This window comes from Streptomyces cellostaticus, assembly GCF_023630175.1.
Lineage (GTDB): Bacteria > Actinomycetota > Actinomycetes > Streptomycetales > Streptomycetaceae > Streptomyces > Streptomyces cellostaticus_A.
Genome location: NZ_JALLIN010000056.1, coordinates 1 through 24,261, shown reverse-complemented (window position 1 = coordinate 24,261; position 24,261 = coordinate 1). Strand labels below are relative to the sequence as shown.

The 24,261-nt window shown below is 71.7% G+C and carries 24 protein-coding genes; 17 read left to right on the top strand and 7 right to left on the bottom strand.

What is annotated here, in order from left to right:
• Positions 1-57: 57 nt before the first annotated feature.
• Positions 58-321: a WhiB family transcriptional regulator gene (locus MXD57_RS27805; RefSeq protein ID WP_003975777.1), complete on the bottom strand. Its 264-nt coding sequence runs from the start codon at positions 319-321 to the stop codon at positions 58-60.
• A 669-nt stretch (positions 322-990) separates the two neighbouring features.
• On the opposite strand from MXD57_RS27805, the gene MXD57_RS27800 reads away from it, so the two are divergent.
• The 5 genes from MXD57_RS27800 to MXD57_RS27780 are packed head-to-tail and all read left to right on the top strand — an operon-like array spanning position 991 to position 5,236.
• Positions 991-1,497 carry a cysteine dioxygenase gene (locus tag MXD57_RS27800; RefSeq protein WP_250404858.1) on the top strand — a complete coding sequence of 169 codons (507 nt, stop codon included), beginning with the start codon at positions 991-993 and terminating at the stop codon, positions 1,495-1,497.
• Positions 1,498-1,530: 33 nt separating this feature from the next.
• Positions 1,531-2,490 carry a 2-phospho-L-lactate transferase gene (gene cofD / locus MXD57_RS27795; protein ID WP_250404856.1) on the top strand — a complete coding sequence of 320 codons (960 nt, stop codon included), beginning with the start codon at positions 1,531-1,533 and terminating at the stop codon, positions 2,488-2,490.
• The gene (locus MXD57_RS27790; RefSeq protein ID WP_250404854.1) at positions 2,487-3,794 is read left to right on the top strand and encodes a coenzyme F420-0:L-glutamate ligase; all 1,308 of its coding nucleotides are present in this window, start codon (positions 2,487-2,489) and stop codon (positions 3,792-3,794) included. Before cofD ends, MXD57_RS27790 begins: the two co-directional genes overlap by 4 nt.
• 7 nt (positions 3,795-3,801) lie before the next feature.
• Positions 3,802-4,176 carry a hypothetical protein gene (locus MXD57_RS31640; RefSeq protein ID WP_284506181.1) on the top strand — a complete coding sequence of 125 codons (375 nt, stop codon included), beginning with the start codon at positions 3,802-3,804 and terminating at the stop codon, positions 4,174-4,176.
• A gap of 37 nt (positions 4,177-4,213) precedes the next feature.
• Positions 4,214-5,236 carry a DNA-3-methyladenine glycosylase family protein gene (locus MXD57_RS27780; protein WP_250404852.1) on the top strand — a complete coding sequence of 341 codons (1,023 nt, stop codon included), beginning with the start codon at positions 4,214-4,216 and terminating at the stop codon, positions 5,234-5,236.
• A 442-nt stretch (positions 5,237-5,678) separates the two neighbouring features.
• On the opposite strand, the gene MXD57_RS27775 is transcribed toward MXD57_RS27780, so the two are convergent.
• Together MXD57_RS27775 and MXD57_RS27770 are read right to left on the bottom strand one after the other, a co-directional pair.
• A complete protein-coding gene (locus tag MXD57_RS27775) occupies positions 5,679-6,761 on the bottom strand; it encodes a sugar phosphate nucleotidyltransferase (protein ID WP_250404850.1) in 1,083 nt (360 codons plus the stop codon).
• A 169-nt stretch (positions 6,762-6,930) separates the two neighbouring features.
• Positions 6,931-8,250 (bottom strand): peptidoglycan recognition protein family protein, encoded by a 1,320-nt coding sequence (locus MXD57_RS27770; protein ID WP_250404848.1) that lies wholly within the window; start codon positions 8,248-8,250, stop codon positions 6,931-6,933.
• Positions 8,251-8,378: 128 nt separating this feature from the next.
• Here MXD57_RS27770 and MXD57_RS27765 point away from each other — a divergent pair, with 128 nt between their 5' ends.
• The 4 genes from MXD57_RS27765 (at position 8,379) to MXD57_RS27750 (ending at position 14,267) form a co-directional block, all read left to right on the top strand.
• Positions 8,379-9,134: a TIGR03089 family protein gene (locus MXD57_RS27765; RefSeq protein WP_250404846.1), complete on the top strand. Its 756-nt coding sequence runs from the start codon at positions 8,379-8,381 to the stop codon at positions 9,132-9,134.
• A 153-nt stretch (positions 9,135-9,287) separates the two neighbouring features.
• Positions 9,288-10,463, top strand: a complete 1,176-nt coding sequence (locus MXD57_RS27760; RefSeq protein ID WP_250404844.1) for an LCP family protein — start codon at positions 9,288-9,290, stop codon at positions 10,461-10,463.
• Positions 10,464-10,694: 231 nt separating this feature from the next.
• Positions 10,695-12,461: an LCP family protein gene (locus MXD57_RS27755; protein WP_250404842.1), complete on the top strand. Its 1,767-nt coding sequence runs from the start codon at positions 10,695-10,697 to the stop codon at positions 12,459-12,461.
• A 210-nt stretch (positions 12,462-12,671) separates the two neighbouring features.
• Positions 12,672-14,267, top strand: coding sequence for an LCP family protein (locus tag MXD57_RS27750; protein ID WP_250404840.1), 1,596 nt, complete (start codon positions 12,672-12,674; stop codon positions 14,265-14,267).
• 63 nt (positions 14,268-14,330) lie between these two features.
• Here MXD57_RS27750 and MXD57_RS27745 read toward each other — a convergent pair whose 3' ends face one another.
• A complete protein-coding gene (locus MXD57_RS27745; RefSeq protein ID WP_250404838.1) occupies positions 14,331-15,359 on the bottom strand; it encodes a glycosyltransferase family 2 protein in 1,029 nt (342 codons plus the stop codon).
• A 127-nt stretch (positions 15,360-15,486) separates the two neighbouring features.
• Here MXD57_RS27745 and MXD57_RS27740 point away from each other — a divergent pair, with 127 nt between their 5' ends.
• Positions 15,487-17,049: an LCP family protein gene (locus MXD57_RS27740; RefSeq protein ID WP_284506179.1), complete on the top strand. Its 1,563-nt coding sequence runs from the start codon at positions 15,487-15,489 to the stop codon at positions 17,047-17,049.
• A 160-nt stretch (positions 17,050-17,209) separates the two neighbouring features.
• Here the strand turns inward: MXD57_RS27740 and MXD57_RS27735 are convergent, their stop codons facing one another.
• Positions 17,210-17,758 (bottom strand): acyl-CoA thioesterase, encoded by a 549-nt coding sequence (locus tag MXD57_RS27735; RefSeq protein WP_374114756.1) that lies wholly within the window; start codon positions 17,756-17,758, stop codon positions 17,210-17,212.
• Positions 17,759-17,877: 119 nt separating this feature from the next.
• Here MXD57_RS27735 and MXD57_RS27730 point away from each other — a divergent pair, with 119 nt between their 5' ends.
• Positions 17,878-19,173, top strand: a complete 1,296-nt coding sequence (locus MXD57_RS27730) for an LCP family protein (RefSeq protein WP_250404831.1) — start codon at positions 17,878-17,880, stop codon at positions 19,171-19,173.
• Positions 19,174-19,278: 105 nt separating this feature from the next.
• Here MXD57_RS27730 and MXD57_RS27725 read toward each other — a convergent pair whose 3' ends face one another.
• Complete coding sequence (locus tag MXD57_RS27725) at positions 19,279-20,097, bottom strand: class I SAM-dependent methyltransferase (RefSeq protein ID WP_250404829.1); 819 nt, start codon at positions 20,095-20,097, stop codon at positions 19,279-19,281.
• Positions 20,098-20,166: 69 nt separating this feature from the next.
• On the bottom strand, positions 20,167-20,529 hold the full coding sequence (locus MXD57_RS27720) for a four-helix bundle copper-binding protein (RefSeq protein ID WP_250404827.1): 363 nt from the start codon (positions 20,527-20,529) through the stop codon (positions 20,167-20,169).
• 494 nt (positions 20,530-21,023) lie between these two features.
• Here MXD57_RS27720 and MXD57_RS27715 point away from each other — a divergent pair, with 494 nt between their 5' ends.
• The 6 genes from MXD57_RS27715 to MXD57_RS27690 all read left to right on the top strand — a co-directional run bounded on the left by MXD57_RS27715 (position 21,024) and on the right by MXD57_RS27690 (position 23,976).
• Positions 21,024-21,215 carry a hypothetical protein gene (locus MXD57_RS27715; protein ID WP_030115393.1) on the top strand — a complete coding sequence of 64 codons (192 nt, stop codon included), beginning with the start codon at positions 21,024-21,026 and terminating at the stop codon, positions 21,213-21,215.
• On the top strand, positions 21,199-21,723 hold the full coding sequence (locus MXD57_RS27710; RefSeq protein ID WP_250404825.1) for a DUF6879 family protein: 525 nt from the start codon (positions 21,199-21,201) through the stop codon (positions 21,721-21,723). Before MXD57_RS27715 ends, MXD57_RS27710 begins: the two co-directional genes overlap by 17 nt.
• Entirely contained in the window at positions 21,720-22,550 is an 831-nt protein-coding gene (locus MXD57_RS27705) for a helix-turn-helix domain-containing protein (RefSeq protein ID WP_250404823.1), read from the top strand. Before MXD57_RS27710 ends, MXD57_RS27705 begins: the two co-directional genes overlap by 4 nt.
• Positions 22,551-22,882: 332 nt before the next feature.
• Positions 22,883-23,107, top strand: a complete 225-nt coding sequence (locus tag MXD57_RS27700; RefSeq protein WP_250404821.1) for a DUF7848 domain-containing protein — start codon at positions 22,883-22,885, stop codon at positions 23,105-23,107.
• A 95-nt stretch (positions 23,108-23,202) separates the two neighbouring features.
• Positions 23,203-23,427 (top strand): DUF397 domain-containing protein, encoded by a 225-nt coding sequence (locus tag MXD57_RS27695; protein WP_046427928.1) that lies wholly within the window; start codon positions 23,203-23,205, stop codon positions 23,425-23,427.
• An 81-nt stretch (positions 23,428-23,508) separates the two neighbouring features.
• Entirely contained in the window at positions 23,509-23,976 is a 468-nt protein-coding gene (locus MXD57_RS27690; protein ID WP_250404820.1) for a hypothetical protein, read from the top strand.
• Positions 23,977-24,261 lie beyond the last annotated feature (285 nt).

Sequence of the window (24,261 nt, the reverse complement as noted above, 5' to 3'; positions counted from 1 at the left end):
CGCCGTCCGGCCGCTCGGCCGTGCGGTGGCGGGAGCGCGGCCGGGGGCCGGGGCCGGTCAGACGGCGGCCTTCTTCAGCCGGCGGCGCTCACGCTCGGACAGACCGCCCCAGATGCCGAAGCGCTCGTCGTTGGCGAGGGCGTACTCGAGGCATTCGGAGCGCACCTCGCAGGCGAGGCAGACCTTCTTCGCCTCCCTGGTCGAGCCGCCCTTCTCCGGGAAGAAGGACTCGGGGTCGGTCTGGGCGCACAGTGCGCGCTCCTGCCAGCCGAGTTCCTCGTCCGCGTCGTCGACCAGCAGTTGCTGCACCAGCTCGGTCATGTGCGCCCCTCGTCTGTCTTCACGTCCCCGTGCGTAGCCGCTACCGATTTCGGCTGAACGACACGAGTGAAATTACAAGTGTGCTGCTCCGGGCGAGTCAAGCCGAGATCTGCTATTGAGCCCGTTATTCACTCTGCGGAACCAAGGCCATGCGGAAAGTGTTCAAATCGCCATAAACCCTGACACACGGAAAGCGGCCCGGCGGGGCGGCGGATCTCGCGCAGTTCCCTGTACGAGGAAGGACGCCCCCGCGTTCGATCCCGTTCCGACGAGGGTCGAGCGCTCGGTTGTGCGCCATGTGTCCCCGGATCCGGGTGAACAAACCTTTCACCTGACAGATGAACCGGATGAGGTGAACCATGTCCCACTTTCCGGGCGTCGAGTTGACAGTCCGGGTGTGAGCCGGTGTCCTTGGGGGCATGCTCGCGAACTTGGCATCCGTCTCGACCCGCACCGCCGGGTCCCTCGGTGCCGCACGCGCGCGCCGCAGCTGTTGTTGCTGTCCCAGCCGTTGAGCCCATCGCGCTCCGGCTGCTCCCGAGTCCATCCCGGCTCGGCCGCTCTTCCCCGTCCCTGACCCTCATCCGGGACCCCGCTCCTCGCCCGTGACCCGGGCGGACGCGGAGCGACACCCAGACCCCACTCCCCGCCGAGGAATCCCCTCACCCGATGAACAGCGACAACGACCTCCAGATCGCCGGCGACATCCTCGAAGTCCCGCACCTGCTCCAGCCTCCGCGTGAGCACCCCGCCACCGTCGCCGAGTTCGTGGGCCTCGCCCGCGCCGTCGCCGCCGACCGCTCCCAGTGGGCGCACCTCGTCCGCTACGACGCCACCACCCGCTGGTACCACCGGCTCCGTACCGGCCCCGGCTACGAGGTCTGGCTGCTGTCCTGGGTGCCCGGTCAGGGCAGCGGGCGGCACGACCACGGCCGTTCCTCCGGTGTCCTCACCGTCCTGGAGGGGACGCTGACCGAGCGCACCGAACGGGGCACGCGCGCGCTGGCGGCCGGCGCCCAGCGGGTGTTCGCGCCGGGCTACGTGCACGAGGTGGTGAACGACGCGCTGGAGCCCGCGGTGAGCCTGCACGTCTACCACCCGGGCCTGACCGAGATGCCGATGCACGGCTCCCCGCACTGCGAGGCGCGGACCGAACCGCGTCCGGCGACCGCCTGACACGATGTCGCACCCGCCTGCGAGAATCGGCCCATGCGCATTGTGGTTCTGGCAGGCGGCATCGGTGGTGCCCGGTTCCTGCGCGGCCTGAAGCGGGCCGTGCCGGACGCGGACGTCACGGTCATCGGCAACACCGGCGACGACATCCACCTCTTCGGGCTGAGGGTCTGCCCGGACCTCGACACGGTGATGTACACGCTGGGCGGCGGCATCGACGAGGAGCAGGGCTGGGGGCGGACGGACGAGACCTTCCACCTCAAGGAGGAACTGGCGGCCTACGGGGTCGGCCCGGATTGGTTCGGGCTCGGCGACCGGGACTTCGCCACCCACATCGTGCGGACGCAGATGCTGGGCGCCGGGTTTCCGCTGAGCGCGGTCACAGAGGCGCTCTGCGACCGCTGGAAGCCGGGCGTGCGGCTGATCCCGATGACCGACGACCGCGTGGAGACCCACGTGGCCGTGGAGACGGACGGCGAACGCAGGGCGATCCACTTCCAGGAGTACTGGGTGCGGCTGCGCGCCTCGGTCGCGGCCGAGGCGGTCGTACCGGTGGGCGCCGAGCAGGCCAAGCCGGCGCCGGGCGTCCTGGAGGCCGTCGCGGAGGCGGACGTCATCCTCTTCCCGCCGTCCAACCCGGTCGTGTCCATCGGCACCATCCTGGCCGTCCCCGGCATCCGTGAGGCGATCGCGGAGGCCGGGGTGCCCGTGGTCGGCCTGTCCCCCATCGTCGGGGACGCGCCGGTGCGCGGGATGGCCGACAAGGTGCTCGCCGCGGTCGGTGTGGAGTCGACGGCCGCCGCGGTCGCCGAGCACTACGGCTCGGGACTGCTGGACGGCTGGCTCGTCGACACCGTCGACGCGGGCGTGGTGGAGCGGGTCGAGGCGGACGGCATCCGCTGCCGGGCGGTGCCGCTGATGATGACCGACGTGGACGCGGCCGCGCAGATGGCGCGGGAGGCACTGGCACTGGCCGAGGAGGTGCGGGGAGCGTGAGCGGCCCGCGCCCCGAGTACCGGGTCTGGGCCCCGTCCGGAATCGCCGAGGTGCAGCCGGGTGACGACCTGGCCAAGCTGATCGCCGCCGCCGAACCCGGGCTGGCCGACGGGGACGTGCTCCTCGTCACCTCCAAGATCGTGTCCAAGGCGGAGGGCCGCGTCGTCCGGGCGGACGACCGCGAGTCCGCGATCGACGCCGAGACCGTGCGAGTGGTGGCCAGACGCGGTCCGCTGCGCATCGTCGAGAACCGCCAGGGCCTGGTGATGGCGGCCGCCGGGGTCGACGCCTCCAACACCCCGTCCGGAACCGTGCTGCTGCTCCCCGAGGACCCGGACGCGTCCGCGCGCGCGATCCGCGACGGACTGCGGGACGCCCTCGGCGTCCGGGTCGGTGTCGTCGTCACGGACACCTTCGGCCGGCCCTGGCGCTCGGGGCTCACGGACGTCGCGATCGGTGCCGCCGGAGTGCGGGTGCTGGACGATCTGCGCGGGGGCACGGACGCGCACGGCAACCCGCTCGGCGCCACCGTCGTCGCCACCGCCGACGAACTGGCCGCCGCGGGCGACCTGGTCAAGGGCAAGGCCGCCGGACTCCCGGTCGCCGTGGTGCGCGGGCTGCCCCACGTCGTGGACGGCGAGGACGGCGAGGGAGCGCGGGTGCTGGTGCGTGCCACGCGGGACGACATGTTCCGGCTCGGCACGTCCGAGGCCGTGCGGGAGGCGGTGACCCAGCGCCGTACCGTGCGGGCCTTCACCGACGAGCCCGTGGACCCCGGCGCGGTCCGGCGCGCGGTGGCCGCGGCGGTCACCGCGCCCGCCCCGCACCACACCACGCCCTGGCGGTTCGTGCTGCTGGAGTCCGCGGAGTCGCGGGTGCGGCTGCTCGACGCGATGCGGGACGCCTGGATCGACGACCTGCGGCGGGACGGCAAGAGCGAGGAGTCCATCGCCAAGCGGGTCCGGCGCGGGGACGTGCTCCGCAACGCCCCGTACCTGGTCGTGCCGTGCCTCGTCATGGACGGCTCGCACACCTACGGGGACGCGCGGCGGGACGGTGCGGAGCGCGAGATGTTCGTGGTCGCCACGGGCGCCGGCGTGCAGAACCTGCTGGTCGCACTGGCCGGGGAGCGGCTGGGCTCGGCCTGGGTGTCGTCGACGATGTTCTGCCGGGACACGGTGCGCGGGGTACTGGGACTGCCCGCGGACTGGGACCCCATGGGCGCGGTGGCGGTGGGCCATCCGGCCGAGGAGCCGCGGCCGCGTCCGCCGCGGGACGCGCAGGCGTTCATCGAGGTGCGGTGAGGCCGGGGTGCGCTACCGCACCGGCGACGGCCGCACCGGCGAACTGCGCGCCGTGCTCACCGTCGCCTGCGACGGCCGCGGTTCCCTGGCGCGCGGCCGGCCGGAACTGGGGCTGCGCCGCTTCGACTGCCCGATGGACGCCTGGTGGTTCCGGCTGCCGCGCCGCGAGATGCGCCGGGTCGTGTCCGGCGGCCCCGGCGACCGCCTGGCTGGTGCCGCGTCGGCCGAGGTCTGCCCGTCAAGGAGCGGTGTCCGGTACTCCCGGCGTGCCGGCCGGAAGCCCCCGTACCGGGCGTACCCGGGCTCTCGGCCGGTGCGGCGGGAGTACCCGCCGGGCATCGCGACGGGGCGGACCTCGGCCGACGCGGCACTAGTCTCTTAGGACAGCCCCGCCCCGGCCCCCCTCCAGGAGTCCACCAGTGGCAGGACGATTCGCTCCGCGTCCCACGCGCACGACCGTGCGCGGCGGGCACGTCGGTGTGCCCGCCGGTGCCGCTGCCGGGATACCCCGGCAGGCCGCGGGGCCGGCGCAAGTGCGGCGCTGGGTGCCGCAGGGGCCGCTCGATCTAGGACTGGTGCTGGGTCCGCTGCGGCGCGGGCCCGGCGATCCGACGTTCCGGACCACACCGGACGGGTCCGTGTGGCGGACCGCCCTGACTCCCGTCGGGCCGGGCACGCTGCGGGTACGCGCCTGCGGCGGTGAGGTGCTCGGCGAGGCGTGGGGACCCGGTGCGCAGTGGCTGCTGGAGCAGTTGCCCGGGATGCTGGGCGCGGCCGACGATCCGGACGCGTTCGTGCCCCGGCACCGGGTGGTGGCGCTGGCGCGGCACCGCCGGCCGGGGCTGCGGCTGACGCGGACCGGGCTGGTGCTGGAGTCGCTGATCCCGTCGGTGCTGGAGCAGAAGGTCACGACGGACGAGGCCTACCGGGCGTGGCGGTTGCTGGTGCGCAGGTTCGGTCAGCCGGCGCCGGGCCCAGCGGGCGCGTTCGAGCGTCCGATGTGGGTCGTGCCCGAACCGCGGGCGTGGGCGCTGATCCCCTCCTGGGAGTGGCACCGGGCCGGGGTCGACGACAAGCGGGCCTCGACGATCCTGCGGGCCGTGCGGGTCGCCGCGCGGCTCGAGCAGGCGGTGGGGATGCCGGCGGCCGAGGCGCGGGCCCGGCTGGAGGTCGTCCCGGGGATCGGACCGTGGACGTCGGCCGAGGTGGTCCAGCGCAGTCATGGGGCGGCGGACGCGGTGACCGTCGGGGACCTGCATCTGCCGGGGATCGTCGGGTGGGCGCTGGCCCGGAACCGGGACGCCGACGACACGGAGATGCTGCGGTTGCTGGAGCCCTACGCGGGGCAGCGGCATCGGGCGGCTCGGTTGATCCTGCTGAGTGGGCAGGTGCCGGGGCGGCGGGCGCCGAAGATGCCCCGGGTGGACATCGGGTTGCTCTAGTGCTGTGACCGGAAGGGTTTGCCGGAAGGCTCGCGGCGTCCGGTGCGGTGCAGCGCAAGGCGGAGCATCGTCCGCGTACCGGACGTACTCGGGTGATGCGACGACGCGGCGAGGTGCCGTGCCGGGCGCCGCGAGCCGGTGAACCCTTCCGGTCACAGCACCAGCGCCGCGTCGGCCGGGGTCCGCCCCGTCGCGGCGCCCGGCGGGCGGACCCCGGCCGACGCCGCACCAGGTCCGCGGTGTTCCGTCAGGCCCGGGGTTCCCGGGGTGCTCGGTGTCGGTGCCGAACGCGGCCGTCGGGTGCTCGGCGCCGGTGCCGGCCCGGGGGTGTTCCGCTCGCCCGCGCCGGCGGGGTGCCGCCGTCCCAGCCGTTCTCCCCGCTGCCGTTCCCGGCGGCGGGCGACCCGCGCTCGGGCGGGCGCCCGCGGCTACGGAGGGGGTGTCACCGGTCCGAGGAGAAACGGAGGGCGGCCGGCGGGATGTGGGCGTCGCACCACACGCGGACGCCCTCGCGGAGTTCGTTGTCGGGGCCGACCACCGCGCCGTCGCCGACGACCGTGCCGGTGAGGACGGAGCGCTCGCCCACCCGGGCGCGGCTGCCGATGAGGGAGTCGGTGATGACGGCGCCGGGTTCGATGACCGCGCCGGGCAGGATCGTCGAGCCGGAGACCCGGGCGCCCTGCGCGACGAACGCGCCCTCGCCGACCACCGTGCCCCCGGTCAGCTTGGCGTCCTGGGCGACGACGGCCGTGGGCAGGACCAGCCGGTCGCCGCAGCGGCCGGGGACGGCCGGGGACGGGGCCCGGCCGAGGACGAGGTCGGCGGAGCCGCGCACGAAGGCCGCGGGGGTGCCGAGGTCGAGCCAGTACGTCGAGTCCACCATGCCCTGCAGATGGGCTCCGGCCGACAGCAGGTCCGGGAAGGTCTCGCGCTCCACGGAGACCGGCCGGCCCGCCGGAATGGTGTCGATCACCGAGCGGCGGAAGACGTACGCCCCCGCGTTGATCTGGTCGGTGACGATCTCCTCCGGCGCCTGCGGCTTCTCCAGGAAGGCGAGCACCCGGCCGGTCTCGTCGGTCGGGACCAGGCCGTAGGCGCGCGGGTCCGTCACCCTGGTCAGGTGCAGGGAGACGTCGGCGCCCGTCGACTCGTGGGTGCCGACCAGGGCCCGGATGTCCAGGCCGGTCAGGATGTCGCCGTTGAAGATCAGCACCGGGTCGTCGGGCCCGGAGCGCAGGAGCGGGGCCACGTTGCGGATGGCGCCGCCCGTGCCGAGGGGCTCCTCCTCGGTGACGTACTCGATGTGCAGGCCCAGCGCGGCGCCGTCGCCGAAGCAGGGTTCGAAGACCTCGGCGAGGTAGCTGGTGGCGAGGACGATGTGCTCCACCCCGGCCGCCCTCGCTCTCGCGAGCTGGTGCGTGAGGAACGGCACCCCGGCGGCCGGGACCATGGGCTTGGGCGTGTGCACCGTGAGCGGGCGCAGCCGGGTGCCTTTGCCGCCGACCAGGAGGATCGCTTCTGTCACGGGTCGTCTCCGCTTCCTGCCGGGACCGGCCGAACTTCTCGTTTCGGCCGGTCAGTGTAGGCAGAACGGCGGGCGACGCCCTCGACGGCCGCGCGATGTCCGGCAGGATCGGCTCCGGGATTCCCTCCTCTGCGCGTTTCTCCCCGTGGCGGTGGCCGCGTCCCGGGCCTCAGCGGCCCTGGTACCGGGCCGCGCTGGAACGGGCCGAGCCGAGTTTGGCGTAGAGCCGCGCGCCCGGGCAGGAGGTGGCGAACCCGTCCCGGTGTCCGGAGATCACGTTGAGTCGTACGCTCTTGCCCTTCGGGTAGCGATTGCCGCCGCCCGACGTCAGGTACGTCTTTCCGCGCGGGTCGGCGCCGAAGAGGCCCAGCTTCCACGCGGTGAGCTTGGCGACGGCCGTCACCGCGGCACCGGACGGCTTGCTCGAGCCGTAGCTGCCGATGACGGCGACGCCCATGCTGTTGCTGTTGAACCCGAGGGTGTGGGCGCCCAGGACCGCCAGGGCGACGCCCCCGGCCCGGCCCTCGTAGATGGTTCCGCACTTGTCGACGAGGAAGTTGTAGCCGATGTCCCGCCAGCCCATGCTCTTGACGTGGTAGCGGTAGATGCCGCGGATGACGGACGGGGCCTGCGAGCAGGAGTAGTTGTTGCCCGTGGAGGTGTGGTGCACGAAGGCTGCCTTGACCTTCGTCGTGTACACGAACGCGCGCTCGCGCAGTGACTCGTCCGCACCCCAGCCCCGCCGCGTCACGATGCCCGGACGCGGCCCGATGTACGGCTTGACCTGGGGCGCGCGGCCGCCCGCGGCGCCCGGCTCGCCCTCGGCCCGCGGGCGGTCCGTCTCCGGCTCGGTGCCGGGCCGGCTCAGCGCGGGCAGGGCGCGGGGGCTGTCCGCCCGCGTCCGGGCCGACGTCCCGCCGCCGGGATCGACGAGTTCCAGCCGCAGCCCGGACGGCAGGGCGGGGCTCGGGTCGCCGCCCCGGCCCCGGTCCGTGACGGCCCGGTCCGGCGCGGAGTCGGCGCGCACCCGTACGTCCACGCCGTCCGAGTCGCCCACCCACAGCGGCGCGGTGGCCCCGCGCACCCGGCCCGAGGAGCGTTCGGCGGTGGCCGGGTCGGCGCCGTGGTCCTCGTTGTGGGTCTCCACGTCCTGCCAGCCGGACCACGCGCCGGACGCCGCCGACCGGGTCCTGACCTGCACCGTGCCGCGCAGCGCGGCGTCCGGATCGTCCCAGATCACGCCGACGAGCGAGAAGTGCCGTACGCCGGTGCGGTACAGGCCCCGCTCGGGGACGGCTCCGGGGGTGCGCTCCCGGCCGAGCGGGGCCAGCGGCAGCGACTGCGTGCCGCCCGGGACCGCGGCCCCGGCCGGACTCCCGCCGGGCGGGGCCGCGGCGGTCGCGGGCGGGGCGAGGGGGAGGACGAGGGCGACGGCGCAGGTGACGCCGATCGAGGTGATGCCGGCCGGGAGGCCGAGGAATCCGCGCATGCCCTTGATCCTCGGCACGGCGGCCGCGCTCCGCCATCGGGGAACTGACGGTGCGTCGGCTGCCGTTGCGCCGAACCGGTGGCCCGGGCACGCGGTGCGCGGGACCGTCCCGGCGTACCCTTGCGCGGGTGAATGCCACCGATCGCACCCCTGCCGACCTGCTGCGTTCCGCCCTCGACGCGGACGCCGGACGCCCCCTGGTGACCTTCTACGACGACGCCACGGGCGAGCGCGTGGAACTGTCCGTGGCCACCTTCGCCAACTGGGTGGCCAAGACCGCGAACCTCCTGCAGGGCGACCTGTCCATCGGGCCCGGTGACCGGGTCGCGCTGCTGCTGCCCGCCCACTGGCAGACGGCGGTGTGGCTGCTCGCCTGCTCGTCGGTGGGCGCGGTCGCGGACATGGCCGGCGACCCCGCCGCCGCCGATCTGGTCGTGAGCGGGCCGGACACCCTGGAGGCGGCCCTGGCCTGCCGCGGCGAGCGGGTCGCGCTCGCGCTGCGGCCGCTCGGCGGGCGGTTCCCGCGGACGCCCGACGGCTTCGTCGACTACGCCGTGGAGGCGCCGAGCCAGGGGGACCGGTTCACGCCGTTCGCCCCGGTGGACCCCGAGGAGCCCGCGCTGATCGTCGCGGGGGCGGAGTTCAGCGGGGCTGAGGTGGTCGAGCGGGCGCTGTCCGAGGCGCCGTCGCTGGATCTGACGGGGCCGGGGGCCCGGCTGCTGTCGGGCCTGCCGTACGACACGTGGGACGGGCTCAGCGCGGGGCTCTACGCGCCGCTGGCCGTCGGCGGGTCCGTGGTGCTGTGCCGGAACCTGGACCGGCTGGACGCGGAGGGCCTGGACAAGCGGATCGAGAGCGAACGGGTGACCGCGTCCCGTCACTGAGCCCGACGCGCCCCGCACGCGCCGGACCGGCCGGACCGACCCCACCGCCATCACCCGAACGGAGTAACAAAGGGCGGCCGGCCACGCCCCTTGCCGCCATCGTCGTAGGAGCAGCACGTGACGCTCGTACGCCATGGAGGGGTGTGACCGGACGTGCCCGACAGCGCAGGCAAGCCCCTCGGCCCCGGTCTCGGGTCCTCGGCCGGCGGGGAGGGTCTGGCCCGGCGGCACCGGCGGCGCTGGGTGCGGGGTACGGCGCTGGGGGCGACCCTGTTCCTGATGGCCTCGTCGGGCGTCGGCTGGGTCGTCTACACCAGGCTCAACGGCAACATCACCGCCGACGAGGCGGCCGCCGCCGAACTCGCCCGGTACGAGCGGGAGCGGCCGACCTCGCTGGTGCGGGGCGCGCAGAACATCCTGCTGATCGGCTCCGACACGCGGGCCGGGCAGGGCAACCGGCGGTACGGGCGGGACCTGGGCAGCGAGCGGTCCGACACCACGATCCTGCTGCACCTGGCCGCCGACCGGCGCAGCGCCACCGCCGTCTCGCTGCCCCGGGACCTGATGGTGGACATCCCCGGCTGCCACAGACCGGACGGCAGCCGCAGCGAGCCGGTGTTCGCGATGTTCAACCGGGCGTTCCAGGTGGGCGGTTCCGCCTGCACCGTCCGCACCGTCGAGAAGCTGACGGACATCCGCGTCGACCATCACATGGTGGTCGACTTCAGCGGCTTCAAGGAGATGGTGGACGCCGTCGACGGGGTCCGGGTGTGCCTGCCGGAGCCCATCGACGACAAGGACGCCGGACTCAGGCTGCCGGCCGGGAAGGTGACGCTCGACGGGGAGCAGGCGCTCGGCTACGTACGGGCCCGCAAGACGCTCGGCAACGGCAGCGACACCGACCGGATCGACCGGCAGCAGCAGTTCCTCGGCGCACTCGTGAACAAGGTGCAGAGCAGCGGCGTCCTGCTGAACCCGGTGAAGCTCTACCCGCTGCTGGACGCGGCGACCTCCTCGCTCACCACCGATCCGGAACTGGCAAGTCTGCGCGGTTTGTACCAGTTGGTGCGTGGACTGCGCGACATCCCCACGGACCACGTCCAGTTCCTGACGGTGCCGCGGAAGTCGTACGTCTACGACGCCAATCGCGATCAACTGGTGGAGCCCGAGGCCGAGAGGCTGTTCGCGCGGCTGCGGGCCGACCGGCCGGTCGCGGTGGAGGCCGACCCGCGGCCGGTTCCCGGCGGCGGGGAAGAAAACCGTAAGAATGCCCCCTCCCCCACTCCGGTCTTCCGCGGCAAAACCGCCGACGAGCACGCCTGCGAGTAAGGCGTCGACCGGGTCTACAAACTTTTGTTCGCAAATATGAGGGGGATTGCCCGGTTGTAGGAAGGTGGAATTTGTCACCGTCGTCGCTCGACGCTGAACTGGGCGGATAGTGTGAGCGATCCGGTGCACCCGGCCGCGAGGTCCGTCCTGGGGTCGTGCACTGTTTCACCGAGACCCGAGCGCCTCGAGGGGGAAGGCGCCGCGTGGCCCCGACGGAGGATTCGGACAACCGTGGACGCGCAAGGCCGTGGGCGGGCGGACAACATCGATCCCGCAGACCAGTGGGTGCTCAATCCGAACACCGGCGAATACGAATTGCGACTGAGCCCTTCCGCTCCGCAATCGGCGGTTCCCGGTCCGCGCAGGGCGGGCTCCCGGGCCGCCGACGGCGCGGCGCGCGGGCGCGGCGGCCCGGCGGCGGGCGGGACGCGGGAGATGCGTCAGGTTCGCGGCGCGGACGTGCCGGCTCCGCGGCGGCGCCGTGGCGCCGAGCCCGAGCCGGAGCCGCCGCAGGGGCGGCGCAACCGGCGGCCGGTGAAGAAGAAGTCGACGGCCAAGAAGGCACTGGCCTGGACCGCGGGCGGCACGGCGTTCGTGCTCGTCGCCGCCGGCGCGGCCGGCTATCTCTACCTCAAGCACCTCGAGGGCAACGTCACCACGACGGACACCAGCGCGGCCAAGGACGGCTTCAGCAAGGACGACGCCTTCAACATCCTGATCATCGGCACGGACAAGCGGACCGGCAAGGGCAACGAGGGTTACGGGGACAAGGGCAGCGTCGGCCACGCGGACACCAACATCCTGCTGCACGTGGCCAAGGACCGGACGAACGCGACCGCGCTGAGCATCCCGCGCGACCTGATCGTGGACGTCCCGGACTGCGAGACGAACCAGCCCGACGGCAGCAAGAAGGTCATCGCGGGCACCAGCGGCGTCCGGTTCAACACCAGCCTGGGCCAGGACGGCCGGGACCCGGGCTGCACCATGAACACCGTGAAGGCGGTCACCGGCATCGTGCCGGACCACTTCATGATGGTCGACTTCAACGCGGTGAAGACGCTGACGACGGCGGTCGGCGGTGTCGACGTGTGCCTGAAGCACGCCGTGAAGGACAGGGACTCGCACCTCGACCTGCCCGCCGGCCCCTCGAAGATCGCGGGCGAGCAGGCGCTGGCCTTCGTCCGTACCCGGCACAGTTGGGGCAATCAGGGCGACCTGGACCGCATCAAGGTGCAGCAGCAGTTCATGGCCTCGCTGATGCGCAAGATGTCGTCCAGCGACACCCTCACCAGCCCGACCAAGCTGGTGAAGCTGGCGGAGGCCGCCACCAAGGCGCTGACCGTCGACCAGGGCATCGGCTCGGTGAGCACGCTCAAGGACGTGGCACTGGAGCTGAAGAAGGTGCCGCCGAAGAACATCTCGTTCCTCACGGTGCCCGTGGTCGACAACCCCGCCGAGAAGGTCCACGCGACCGTCGTCGTCAACCAGGAGAAGGGGCCCGCGGTCTTCGACGCCATCAAGAACGACGTCTCCTTCACCGACGTGAAGAAGAAGCAGAAGGCGGAGAGGGAGAAGGCCAAGGACGAGGCGGCCGCCCGCCTGAAGGGCACCAAGTCCGCAGCCTCCGAGGTGCGGGTGCGGATCCTCAACGGCGGTGCCCCGCAGGGCAGCGCGCAGGCCGAGCTGAACTGGCTGCAGAACGAAGCGGGCGTGCTCAAGTCCGAGAACGGCGGAAACGCTCCCGCCCAGCTGAGCAGGACCACGCTCGAGTACGCGCCCGACCAGGCGGCCCAGGCACGCCGGCTGGCCGCCGTCATGGGCCTGTCCGGCTCGGCCCTGAAGCCGGGCGAGAGCGTGACCAACTCCCAGGGACTGCCCGCGATGACGCTGACCCTGGGCAAGGACTTCAAGGGCGCCGGTGTCCCGCTGACCGCTTCGACGAAGGCACCCGAGGTGGACGGCCAGTCCACGGCGGACAAGGTGCAGTGCGCTTCGTAGGCCGGGACGTCCGCGGTCCGGAGCGTTCCCGGCCCGGACGGTCCGCGGCTCGGCACGGCTCACGCTCCGGCGCGACTCACAGGTAACCCATCGGGTCCGTCGTGCGTCTAACCCCACGCGGGACGGACCCGTTGCAGGGCGCAAGTGGGGGAGGGCAGGGAGTTGTCGCAGAGCGGTGTGCGGGGGGAACCCCCCGCGATCGGGGACACGATGTCGCTCACGCCGCGGCCGGCGGCCGCGCCGGAGGGGTCCGGACGGCACGGGCACGGTGGGGGGCGCCGTGGTGGCGGCCCGGAGACGGCCCGGCGCCCGCCCCGGCGGCGCGCACTGCGCTGGTCGGCGATCGTGCTGGCCGTGGTGATACTCGGCACCGCGAGTGCCGGCTACCTGTACTACGAGCACCTCAACGGCAACATCCACAAGGGCCGGCGCACCGGTGCCGACGACTCCAAGGCGCAGCGGACCCGCCCGAACGCGGCCGGCCAGACACCGCTGAACATCCTGCTGATCGGCTCCGACAGCCGTAACTCGGACGCGAACGTGGCCCTCGGCGGCAGCAGGGACAACCGGGGGAACCCGCCGCTCGGCGACGTGCAGATGCTCATCCACCTCTCCGCGGACCGCAGAAGCGCCGCGATGGTGAGCATCCCCCGGGACACCCGCGTCGACATCCCCGAGTGCGAGGACCCCGGGACCGGCAAGTCGTACCCGGCCACCAACGACATCATCAACACCTCGCTGGCCCGGGGCGGCGCCGGCTGCACGCTTGCCACCTGGGAGAACCTCACCGGGGTCTACATCGACCACTGGATGACGATCGACTTCGCGGGCGTGGTGCGGATGGCGGACGCCATAGGCGGTGTCGAGGTCTGCGTGAACCAGAACGTCTGGGACCGCTCGACGCCCAGTCAGCGGGGCGGCTCGGGACTGAAGCTGAGGGCCGGGCGGAAGAAGGTCCAGGGCGTGCAGGCCCTGCAGTGGCTGCGCACGCGGCACGCCTGGGGCAGTGACCTGATGCGGGCCCGCGCCCAGCACATGTACCTGAACTCGATGCTCCGGACACTGCGGCAGCAGAGCGTCTTCACCGACACCGGCCGGCTGACGGACCTGGCCGAGGCGGCCACCAGGTCGCTGACGGTGTCGGAGGAGATCGGCACCGTCAAGAAGCTCTACGACCTCGGCATGGAGCTGAAGTCGGTGCCGTCCGACCGCATCACGTCGGTGACGATGCCCAGCGTCGAGGACCCGCTGAACGGCCAGCACGTGGTCCCCGACAAGGCCGGCGCGGACAGGATGTGGCGGATGCTCCGCGACGACGTGCCCTTCGACGGCAACGGCGGGGAAACGAAGAAGAAGGGCCAGGCCGAACCGGCCCGGACCCCCTCGACGGACGCGGCCCGGCTGGGAGTGCTCGTGCAGAACGCCACCCGGTCCGCGGCCGAGGCCGCGGTGCCGGGCCGGGCGCGCGCGATCGGCCAGGTCCTCGTGCGGCACGGGTACGCGAGGGCGGGCACCGACACCTCGGCGGCGGTCTCGGCGGACCGGACCCTCGTGCGCTACCCCAGCGCCGACCTGGAGGGCGACGCACAGGCCGTGGCCAAGGCGCTGGGCATCCCGGCGGGCCAGGTGGAGCGGTCGACCGACGTGTCCGGGGTCACCGTCGTCGTGGGCGCCGACTGGCGCACGGGCACGGCCTACCCGAAGAAGTCGGCGCCGCGGGCCGGTGACCTGCCGAGCAACTCCGACGCCCTCAACGGCTCGGACACCTCCCCGTGCATGGACGTGTACAAGCCCTACCGGTGGTAGGACGGTGAGCGCACGGAAGAGGGCCCCGCCTCGCACAGGTGGGGCCCTCTTCGTGTCGCGTCGTCAGCGGGGTTCGAGCACCGCCGGGCGCCGTGAGGCGATCACCCGCTTGGCCAGCGACCTGGGGCTGGTCAGGAAACCCCATCCCCAGGTCATGTGCATGGTCGCGAGGGCCACCGGGATCCGCAGTCGCGCCCGGAGCGGCAGCCCCTTGCCCGCCGGGACCGAGCCCGCCAGGATCGCCGCCAGGTAGCCACCGGGGACCACCAGGCCCCACGGGGTCAGGGCGACGCCCACCACGAGGCCCGCGGCGATCGCGCACACCGCCGTCGGCGGGGCGAGGTAACGCAGGTTGATCGAGCCCTCGTGGTACCGGGCCACGACATGACGCCAGCGGCCGTAGTCCTTGTACTGCTTGGCGAGCGCCTTCACGCTGGGCCGCGGCCGGTACGACACCCTGAGCTCCGGCGAGAACCAGATCAGGCCGCCCGCCTCGCGGATGCGGAAGTTCAGCTCCCAGTCCTGGGCGCGGATGAACTCCTCGTTGTAGCCGCCCTGCTGCTCCAGGGCCTCACGGCGGAACACCCCGAGGTAGACCGTCTCGGCGGGGCCCGCCTCGCCACCGGTGTGGAAGGCCGCGTTGCCGACGCCGATCTTCGAGGTCATGGCGGCGGCGACCGCGTGCTCCCAGTCGTTCTCGCCCTCGGCGTGCATGACACCGCCGACGTTCTGCGCGCCGGTCTCGTCGAGGAGCCGGACGGCGGTGGCGATGTAGTTCGGCGAGAGCATGCCGTGGCCGTCGACGCGGACCACGATCGGATGCCGGGAGGCCTTGATCGCCGCGTTCAGCGCCGCGGGGGTGCGGCCGGTGGGATTCGGGACGGTGTGCACGCGGGGATGTTCCGCGACCAGCTCGGCGGCGATCTCGTCCGTGCGGTCCGTGGACGGACCGAGGGCGATCACGACCTCCAGCTCGCCGGCGTACTCCTGCGCGAGGATCGCTTGGACGGCCCCGCGCAGATGCCGCTCCTCGTTGAGGACGGGCATGATCACAGACACGGCGGGGTGCCGCACGTCGGGCTTGGTGTTCATAGGGGGCTCACGTTACCGCGAACGGGGGACACCGGTGCGCGCCGCCGGGGCCGATCACCGGGCTGAGGATCGTATCGGCCTACCGTGCTCACGGATCCCACGTACGGCCGTCGTCCGGAGGTTCCCCTTGCCCAGCCCGCCACGGTCCCCCTCCCCCGCCGCCAAGGGCGTGGGACGCGCCCCCAGGCCGCAACGCCGGGCGCAGCCGTCCCCCCGCGTGCCCAGGCCGCCCCGGCCGCCCGGGCCACCCAGGTCCGGGCGGCCGGGCGGCCGGGCGATGCGGCCCAGGCGGCCGCGCTGGGCGATGCGTGCGATGACCACGCTGTCCGTGGTGGTCCTCGCCTCGGCCGGGATCGGCCACGCGGTCGTCACCAGCCTGGACGCCGGCATCACCCGGGTCGACGCCTTCAAGGACATGAAGAACCGGCCCCGGGCGGGGCACGGCATGAACGTCCTGCTGGTGGGCACCGACGGCCGCGACAGGATCAGTGACGGGGAGCGGCGGGCCTACCACCTCGGCGGCCAGCCCTGCCACTGCACCGACACGATGATGATCGTGCACATCTCGGAGGACCGGGAGCGGGCGAGCGTGGTGAGCCTGCCCCGCGACTCCTTCGCCGAGGTGCCCGCGCGCGACGACCCGGCCACCGGCCGGCGGCGCGCCGCGCACCCCGTCAGGCTGAACGCGGCCTACGCCGAGGGCGGCCCCCAGCTCGCCGTCAGCACGGTGGAGAACATGACCCACCTGAAGATCGACCACTACCTGGAGGTCGACTTCACCAGCTTCATGCGCACCGTGGACGTGCTCGGCGGTGTCCGGGTCTGCACCACGACGCCGCTGAAGGACTCCTACACCGGACTCGACCTCGCGCCCGGCACCCACACCCTCAGGGGCGGACAGGCCCTGCAGTACGTGCGCGCCCGGCACGTCGACGGGGCGAGCGACCTGGGCCGGATGAAGCGGCAGCAGCGCTTCCTGGCCGCGCTCATCGACCGGGCCACTTCCTCCGGGGTGCTGCTCAACCCCATGCGGTTCCGCGACGTGACCCGGGCGGTGCTCGGCTCGGTGCGCGCCGACGTGGGCTTCGGCACCGACGAGCTGCTCGACCTCGGCCGGGCGATGCGGAACTTCTCCCCGTCCTCCTCCGAGTTCACCACCGTCCCCATCGCGCAGATGAACTACCGGGTCAAGGGGATCGGCTCGACCCTGAAGTGGGACGACGCGGCGTCCGGCCGGCTCTTCACGGCGCTGCGCGAGGACAAGCCGCTCAGCGCGGAGCGGCCGCGGCCCGCCGCCGGACCGGTCCCGGTGGAGGTGGACCCGCGGCAGATCCGGGTGCAGGTGGAGAACGGCACCCCCACCGAGGGGGCCGCCAGGCGGCTGGACGCGGCGCTCGCCGCGGCCGGCTTCGCCGCCACCCACCGGCCGGTCACCGCGGCCGTCCACGACGTCTCACGCACGGTGATCTCCTACGACCCCCGCTGGGACCGCTCGGCCCACTCCCTGGCCGCGGCCCTGCCGGGCAGCGAGCTGCGCGCGGTGCGCGGTCAGGGGCCGCTGATGAAGGTGACCACCGGGTCCGACTTCCTGGACGCCCGCAAGGTGCGCAAGGTGCGGTCCGGGGACCCGGCGGGGCCGGAGCACAGCGTGGTGCGCGGCAACGAGGTGGTGTGCGCGCAGGGCACCTGACCGGCGCACCCGCGGGCGGGTGAGCGGTGACGGCGGACCGGCGGGCGGGACGGCCGCCGACCGGGCGCGCTCACCGGCGGGGGCAGCGCACCGGCGCGGGGCCGGCCGCGGAAAGCCGGTCCCCGGCCCGCCGCGGCCGGGCCGGGTCCGCCGCTCCGGGTCAGTCCTCGAACCCCTCCGCCGCCCGCTTCTCGCGCAGCTCCCGGATCGCGCGGCGGCGGGCCAGGCGGTGGGTGCGGCGGATCTGCGCCTCCTGGTAGCGGCGGCGGTCGCGGTCGGTCTCCGGGAGCACCTGCGGCACCCGGCGCGGCTTGCCGTCGGCGTCCACGGCCGCGAAGACCAGGTAGGCCGAGCCGACCTGGGTGGCCGGGGCGGACTCGTTCCAGCGTTCGGCGAGCACGCGCACGCCGATCTCCATCGAGGTCCGTCCGGTCCAGTTGACCTGGGACTTCACATGCACCAGATCGCCGACGCGGACCGGCTCGAGGAACACCATCTCGTCCATGGACGCGGTGACTGCGGGACCGCCGGAGTGCCGGCCGGCCACCGCGCCCGCGGCGTCGTCGACCAGCTTCATGATCACCCCACCGTGCACCGTCCCCAGCAGGTTGGTGTCGTTGTGGGTCATGATGTGGCTGAGGGTGGTGCGGGAAGCGGACGTGGGCTTGCCCGGGATCTCCGGAATCGCGTCCGGGGCCTGGTCTGTCATGGCCCCTACCTTATGACGAAGTGACATTCGCGGAATTTGTGTCAGCTTCGCAACAGCGGCGCCCTTATTTTCCGACAACCCTTGTGGGGCATACGGCCCCGACCTGCACACTGGGGCGCATGAATGACTGGCCCCAGGGATGGTCCGACGACAACCGCGGCCCGCGCTACGGACGCGGCAGCGGCGGCGCGCAGCCGGAAGGCGCCCGCGTGATGCGTCAGGTGCAGCGCGGCCCGGCGGTACCGCCCGGCCGGAGCCCGTACGGCACGCCCGGCCCGTCGGCGCCGCCCCGTGGCGCCGGGGTCCCGCAGCAGCCGTCGTACGTCGACGGTCAGGGGTACGACGACTACGACAGCGGCTACAACACCGGCCAGGTCTACGGCGGAGGCGGTCCCGGCGGCCCCGACGAGCCCCATGGCAGAGGCCCGCGCCCCGCCCCGAACTGGCGGCGGCGGATCAAGCTGACGGCCCTGACGCTCGTGACCGTGCTCGTCGTCACGTCGGTGGCGACCTACTTCTGGGCCGACTCCAAGCTGAACCGGGACGTCGACCTCTCCCAGGTCATCGACCGGCCCGAGACCGGCGAGGGCACGAACTACCTGATCGTCGGCTCCGACAGCCGCAAGGGCATGACGGCCGAGGACAAGAAGAAGCTGCACACCGGCTCGGCGGAGGGCCAGCGCACCGACTCGATGATGATCCTGCACGTCGGCGCCAACGGCGACACCCTGGTCTCGCTGCCGCGTGACTCCGACGTGGCGATCCCCTCCTACCGGGGCTCGACGTCCGGGAAGGTCTACCCGAACCAGGGCCGCCACACGAAGCTGAACGCGGCCTACGCCGAGGACGGCCCGACACTGCTGGTCCGCACGATCGAGTTCAACACCGGCCTGCACATCGACCACTACGTGGAGATCGGCTTCGGCGGCTTCGCGAAGATCGTGGACGCGGTGGGCGGTGTCGAGATGAACCTCGACAAGGGCTTCAAGGACAAGTGGTCGGGCGCCGACTTCAAGGCCGGCAAGCAGACCCTGAACGGCGAGCAGGCCCTGGCCTTCGTCCGGACCCGGCACGCCTTCGCGGCGAGCGACCTGCAGCGCACCAAGAACCAGCAGAAGTTCCTGTCCGCGCTGGCCCACCAGGTCGCCACCCCGTCGACGGTCCTCAACCCGTTCAAGTTCTACCCGACGATGGGCGCCGGCCTGGACTCCCTCACCGTCGACAAGGACATGAGCCTGTGGGACCTGGCGTCGATGTTCTGGGCGATGAAGGGTGTCAGCAGCGGTGACGGCACGTCCATGAACATGCCGATCGCCGGCTCCTCGGGCGGCAACCTCCTCTGGGACAAGGCGAAGGTGAAGACCCTGGTGGACGAGCTGAAGAACGACGAGAAGGTGACCGTCTCCGGCGACTAGTGCCGCGTCGGCCGAGGTTCGCCCGTCAAGGAGCGGCGTCCGGTGCGGCGAGAGTGCCCGCCGGACGCCGCGGGCCTTCCGGCCGGCAGCTTCCCGGTCACGGCACTAGGCGGTCCCGGAGGCCAGCAGCGCGACATGGGGGAGGGCGAGCAGCCCTCCCCCGTCGTCGTACCGGGCGGACAGCCGCTCGTACTCGCTCCGGATCCGGCCCGTGGTCCGCTCGTCCTGCGAGGTCACGACGAGCCCGACGTTGCCGACCCCGGCGGCCGCCCCGCCCCACCACTCCTCGACGGTCGCCCGGTGGTCCCACTCCAGTTCCCCGGCCCCGGCCCCACCGAATCCGGCCTGCGCGAGCAGCCCGGCCAGGCCCTGCGGGGTCCGCGCGAAGTCCTCGTCCGGATCGAGGCGGGGCAGATAGGGCGGCGGTACGGCGCCGCCCGCCGCGCACGCGGTGCCCAGCAGCTCCTGCCCGCCCCCGCGCCGGGCGCCCCACAGCGTCACCGCGACCCGCCCGCCCGGCCGCAGCACCCGGCGCAGCTCGGCGAGCGCGGTACGCGGACGGCCCACGTGGTTCAGCACGAAGTTGCCGACCACCGCGTCGAACGCACCGTCCGGGAAAGGCAGTTCGGGCAGCACCGCGACCTCGGCGGCCACCCCGCGCCGGCGCGCCTCGGCGGCCATCCCGGCATCGGCGTCCACGGCCCGCACCAGCGCGCCCCGCTCCCCCGCCGCCAGCGCGGCCGTGCCGGTCCCGGTCCCGACGTCGAGCACCCGGGTGCCTGCGTCCACGCCGGCGGCGTCCAGCAGATCGGGCACGGTGTGAGCGCACAGGCGCCCGAAGCTGCGGGCGTAGGCGTCGGTCCGCCCCGCCCACATGGCTCGTTCGGCGGCGTCGAAGGCCGTCGTCGCATCCGTCTCGGTCATGCGGTCAGCCTGCCGCACGAACGATCAAGGGCACCGCGAAGGTGCCCTTGATCACACGCAGGCGCGACGTCACATCCGGGCGCCCGCCATGGTCCGGCACATCTCCGCGCAGCGGCGACACGCCTCCGCGCAGCGCATGAGCTGCTGGTCGTCCGGCATGGACATGCACGCCTCGGCGCACATGTCGCAGGCCTTGGCGCACATCGCGCACATCTCCTGGGTCATGGGCGAGCGGCGCATCATCATGTCGGAGCACATCCGGGTCATCTCGGAGCAGTCCATGAGCGCGCGCATGATCTGCATCTGGGGCTGGCCGCCCATGTGCATGCAGGAGCTCATGGCCTCCTCGCACATGGTGTGCGCCGTCATGCAGGCCTCGACGCAGTCCTGCATCTCCTTGCTCATCGGGGTCATGGTTCCGGGCTGGGTCATGGCTCCTCCTGGGAAGGCGGGGACCCGGATCGGGCCCCGTGTGCTTCCGTCCTACGCCCACCCGCACCGGCCCGCATGTGACCGACCGGTCGTCACGCGCCCCGAGACGAACGGAAGGCGCCCCGCGGGGCGCCTTCCGGGGACCGTGGTTCCGAGACCGGCTACGGCAGGTTGCGCGCCATGACGATGCGCCGGACCTGGTTCGTGCCCTCGTAGATCTGTGTGCTTTACAGGTCATACGACCCTGACCTGCACGAAGACCCCTCCTAGAGAGGGCCTCCCCAGCATTTCCCCATGATCGTCAACAGTCTGTGCAGGCCCGAGGCGCGCTGGAGGCCCCGCCGCCAGTCGCGCGGTATACGAGCAGGCCCGACGCAAGTTACGCGGTTTCCCGTTCCGTCAACCGTGATCGCTTGACCGGTGCGCACAACCCTCGGGAGCATCAACCCAGAGGCGGGGTACTGGCAGCGGCACGGGAGAGGGGAACCCAGACCATGAAGGTCACCAAGCTGGTCAGCACGTGCGACATCAAGGACTGCCCGACGATCTACGCCACGGATCGCGGCACCTTCCTGGTACAGGGCGAGACGCCGACCGACCACGGGCTTCAGATTCCCGCGCACGAAACCCTGGTCGAGATCCCGATGGAACTGATCCAGAAGGCCATCCGTGACAACCTCATCTAGGACCCTCGGCGACCTCTTCGAGGCATTCGAACGCGAGGCATTCCGGCTGGAGACCCTGGACGACTACAGCAAGTCCGGGAGCGTCGACGCCTATCAGGCATTCCTGGCCGGGGAGACACAGCCAGACGACTACAACGCAGGCTGGATCGAAGAACTACGCTCGCACACCGAGAAGGGGAAGCGGGTATACCGGGTCCATATCCTGTCCCGCCCGCTCACGGACTATCTCAGGTTCGAACTCGACTGGGGCTACCACAAGAATGTGAGCGGGGGTGAAGAGTTCTTCATCCTCGACATCACCGACAAACCCAACCCCCTGGAGAACGTTCCGGATTTCTGGTTCTTCGACTCCGAATCCGTGGCCGTGATGAACTACGACGGAAGCGGAAAGTACCTGGGATCGGAAGTGCTACCGCCGGAACGGACAGCGGAATTCACGCGGTACCGTGATGCGGCTCTCGCGCACGCGGAACCGTTCACCGAATGGTGGGCCAAGTACGGGACGTGAACAGAGCACAGCTTGGAGCCGCGCTGCGGGCGCTGCGAGTGGCATCCGGCAAGGAAGCCAAAGCGGTGGCCCGCAGCGCCCTCATGTCTCCGTCCAAGCTGTCCAAGATCGAGAATGCGAAGCTGGCACCCAGCTCGACGGACGTAGAGCGCATCCTGACCGCCATCGGTGTCTCGGACGAGGTCAAAGCGGAGTACGCGGAAGCCGCACGCGCGTCAGCGACGGAAGCGACGGCGTGGCGCCTGCTCAAGCGAATCGGGGTCCACAAGGGCCAGCAGGCCGCCAAGGCTCTGGAAGCCCAGATGTCTGTACTGCGGCTGTTTCAACCCGCGCTCGTTCCGGGCCTGCTCCAGACGCCCGAGTACATCAGGGCCATTCTGCAACGGCACAATCTGAGTGAAGACGCACTCACGCGAACGATCAATGGGCGACTCGAACGGCAAGCGGTTCTCTACGACAACGCAAAGTCGCTCCGGTTCATCATCACCGAACCTGTTCTGCGCTGGCGCATCGTGCGACCGCAGATGATGGCTGCTCAGCTTGATCGCATCGTCTCCATTTCGCGACTCTCCCACGTGGACATCCGGATAGTCCCTCTGCGAATTCAGCAACATGACATCGCAAATCATGCCTTCGTCATCCGTGACGACCGCATGGTGACGGTTGAAACCGTCCATGCCGAAGTCGTCGTTACGGACCCGCGAGATGTGAGTCTCTACGTTGATAAGTTCGAAGGATTCGCGCGAGCCGCGCTGGCCGGCGACGAAATGCGGGATCTGATCGAAAGCATCCGCAACGACTTTTTGCGGGAACAGGAAACAGGCTAGAGGCGCAATCGTGGGCCGCCGAAGATGGGGGCCATGGTGAGCGACAGCAAGGCACATAGGACCGAAGCGGCTGATCATCTGGGCAGCAGTGAGGCCCGACAGTTCCTCTCCCGTCTCTCCGGAGCGTTCGGTGTCGGCGGCGTGCTCATGGTGCAGAAGAGCGACCCTGGCCCCGAAGGCGCGGACCTGGCGCCGAGTTCGGCTTTGCGCTGGCCTCGGTGTGAGTGCGGGAGCCCGAAGTGTCCTGACTACAAGCCCCCGCCGAATAGCCCGTCAGCGGGACTGAGCGGCAGAGTCGCCGCAGCCAACGCGCGGAGCCGTAGGGGTGGGCTGTGAGCGTCAGAGCGGCTATGCGGTACGTCATGCACCGGATCATCGAGCATCCCGACACGGACGTGACGTTCGAGGCCGAGTGTCTGCACTGCGGTTGGAAGGCGACTCCCGCCGATGACTCGGCCTCCGTCGACGTGGAGTGCATGAGCCACACGGGCCGGTCCGGGCACGCCGGTTTCCGGCGCATCCGGACCTCGTTCGCCATGGTCGTTCGCGCCGAGTGAGACACCGCCCCTGCGGTGGAATCCCTGAACTCCCGCCCGGTATGGGCGGCGACGGTCAGTCATGGCCGTGATCAGTTGAGCAGGAAGGTGCAGTGATGCTGGACGGAAGTGATCTGTACGCGCTCGACATCAACGGGGCGTCGTTCGTGAAGGCGTGCGGCGGCCCCTGCACCGAAGGGTGCGTGACCCTGGCGCGGATCGGTGACGACGCCTGGGCCCTGGGTGACAGCAAGCGGCCGGACGCCCAACCGCTGCGGTTCACCACGGAGGAACTGGACGCGGCCGGCATCGACCCGGCGCGCTTCGGCCTGAACGTCTGAGCCTCCCCCTCCCGCCAGCCGGGCCGGGTCCTCCTGTCCCTGGGTCCGGCCCGGCTGGCACTCCTCGGAACGGAACGACTGGTGCACCACCACGGCTATCTATGGACCGGCCCGAAAGAGCGTTTCGACAATGAGGCCCTGCGGCGACCTCCACATCCTGAGCCGCCCCCGGCCGGAAGCAGGCCAGAACTGATCCAGCGTTACCGGGAGGTCGCAGCGGAGTTCCCGACCGTCGACCTGCCGCCCCTTGAAACGGCGTACTGGCTGATCAAGCCCCGTTCCATCGTTCGTGGCACATGGGAGGAAGCCAAGGAGGCTGCAACCTGGCTCGGTGAGCGGCTGGCCGAGTACGCGCCCCGGTTCGCGGCGGAACGGGACCGAGACACAACCCGCCTAGCCCGCCTGGTGGTCTCTGCTGCCGAACACCTGCACTCGGGCGCTGATGTGTCGTACGGCTTCTATCTGGAACGTCCCTCGTATCTGTCCCTGGCAGTGGTGACGTGCTCCCCGAATCGTGCGCTTCCTGGAGCGGCCTGCCCAGTCGCGTAGTCGAAACAGTGAAAGGCCCCGTCCGAATGGACGGGGCCTGCTTGGTTTGCCTAGAGCAGCGCAAGGAAGGGATTCGTGTCCCCGAGCGGTTCCGGTCGCTTCGGTTCCGGCGCAGGCTTGGGTGCTGGTCGGTAAGCGTCAAGCTGGACAACCGTTGCGCGGTTCTGTTCACGCTCCGCGCTGGCCGGCTGCAGCTCAGCGTGACGGGAAGTGTCCCGGTTCCTGTTGCTGTCCGTGCTGGCCGGCTGCGGCGCAGAGTTACCTCACGAACAACTTCTCAGCTAA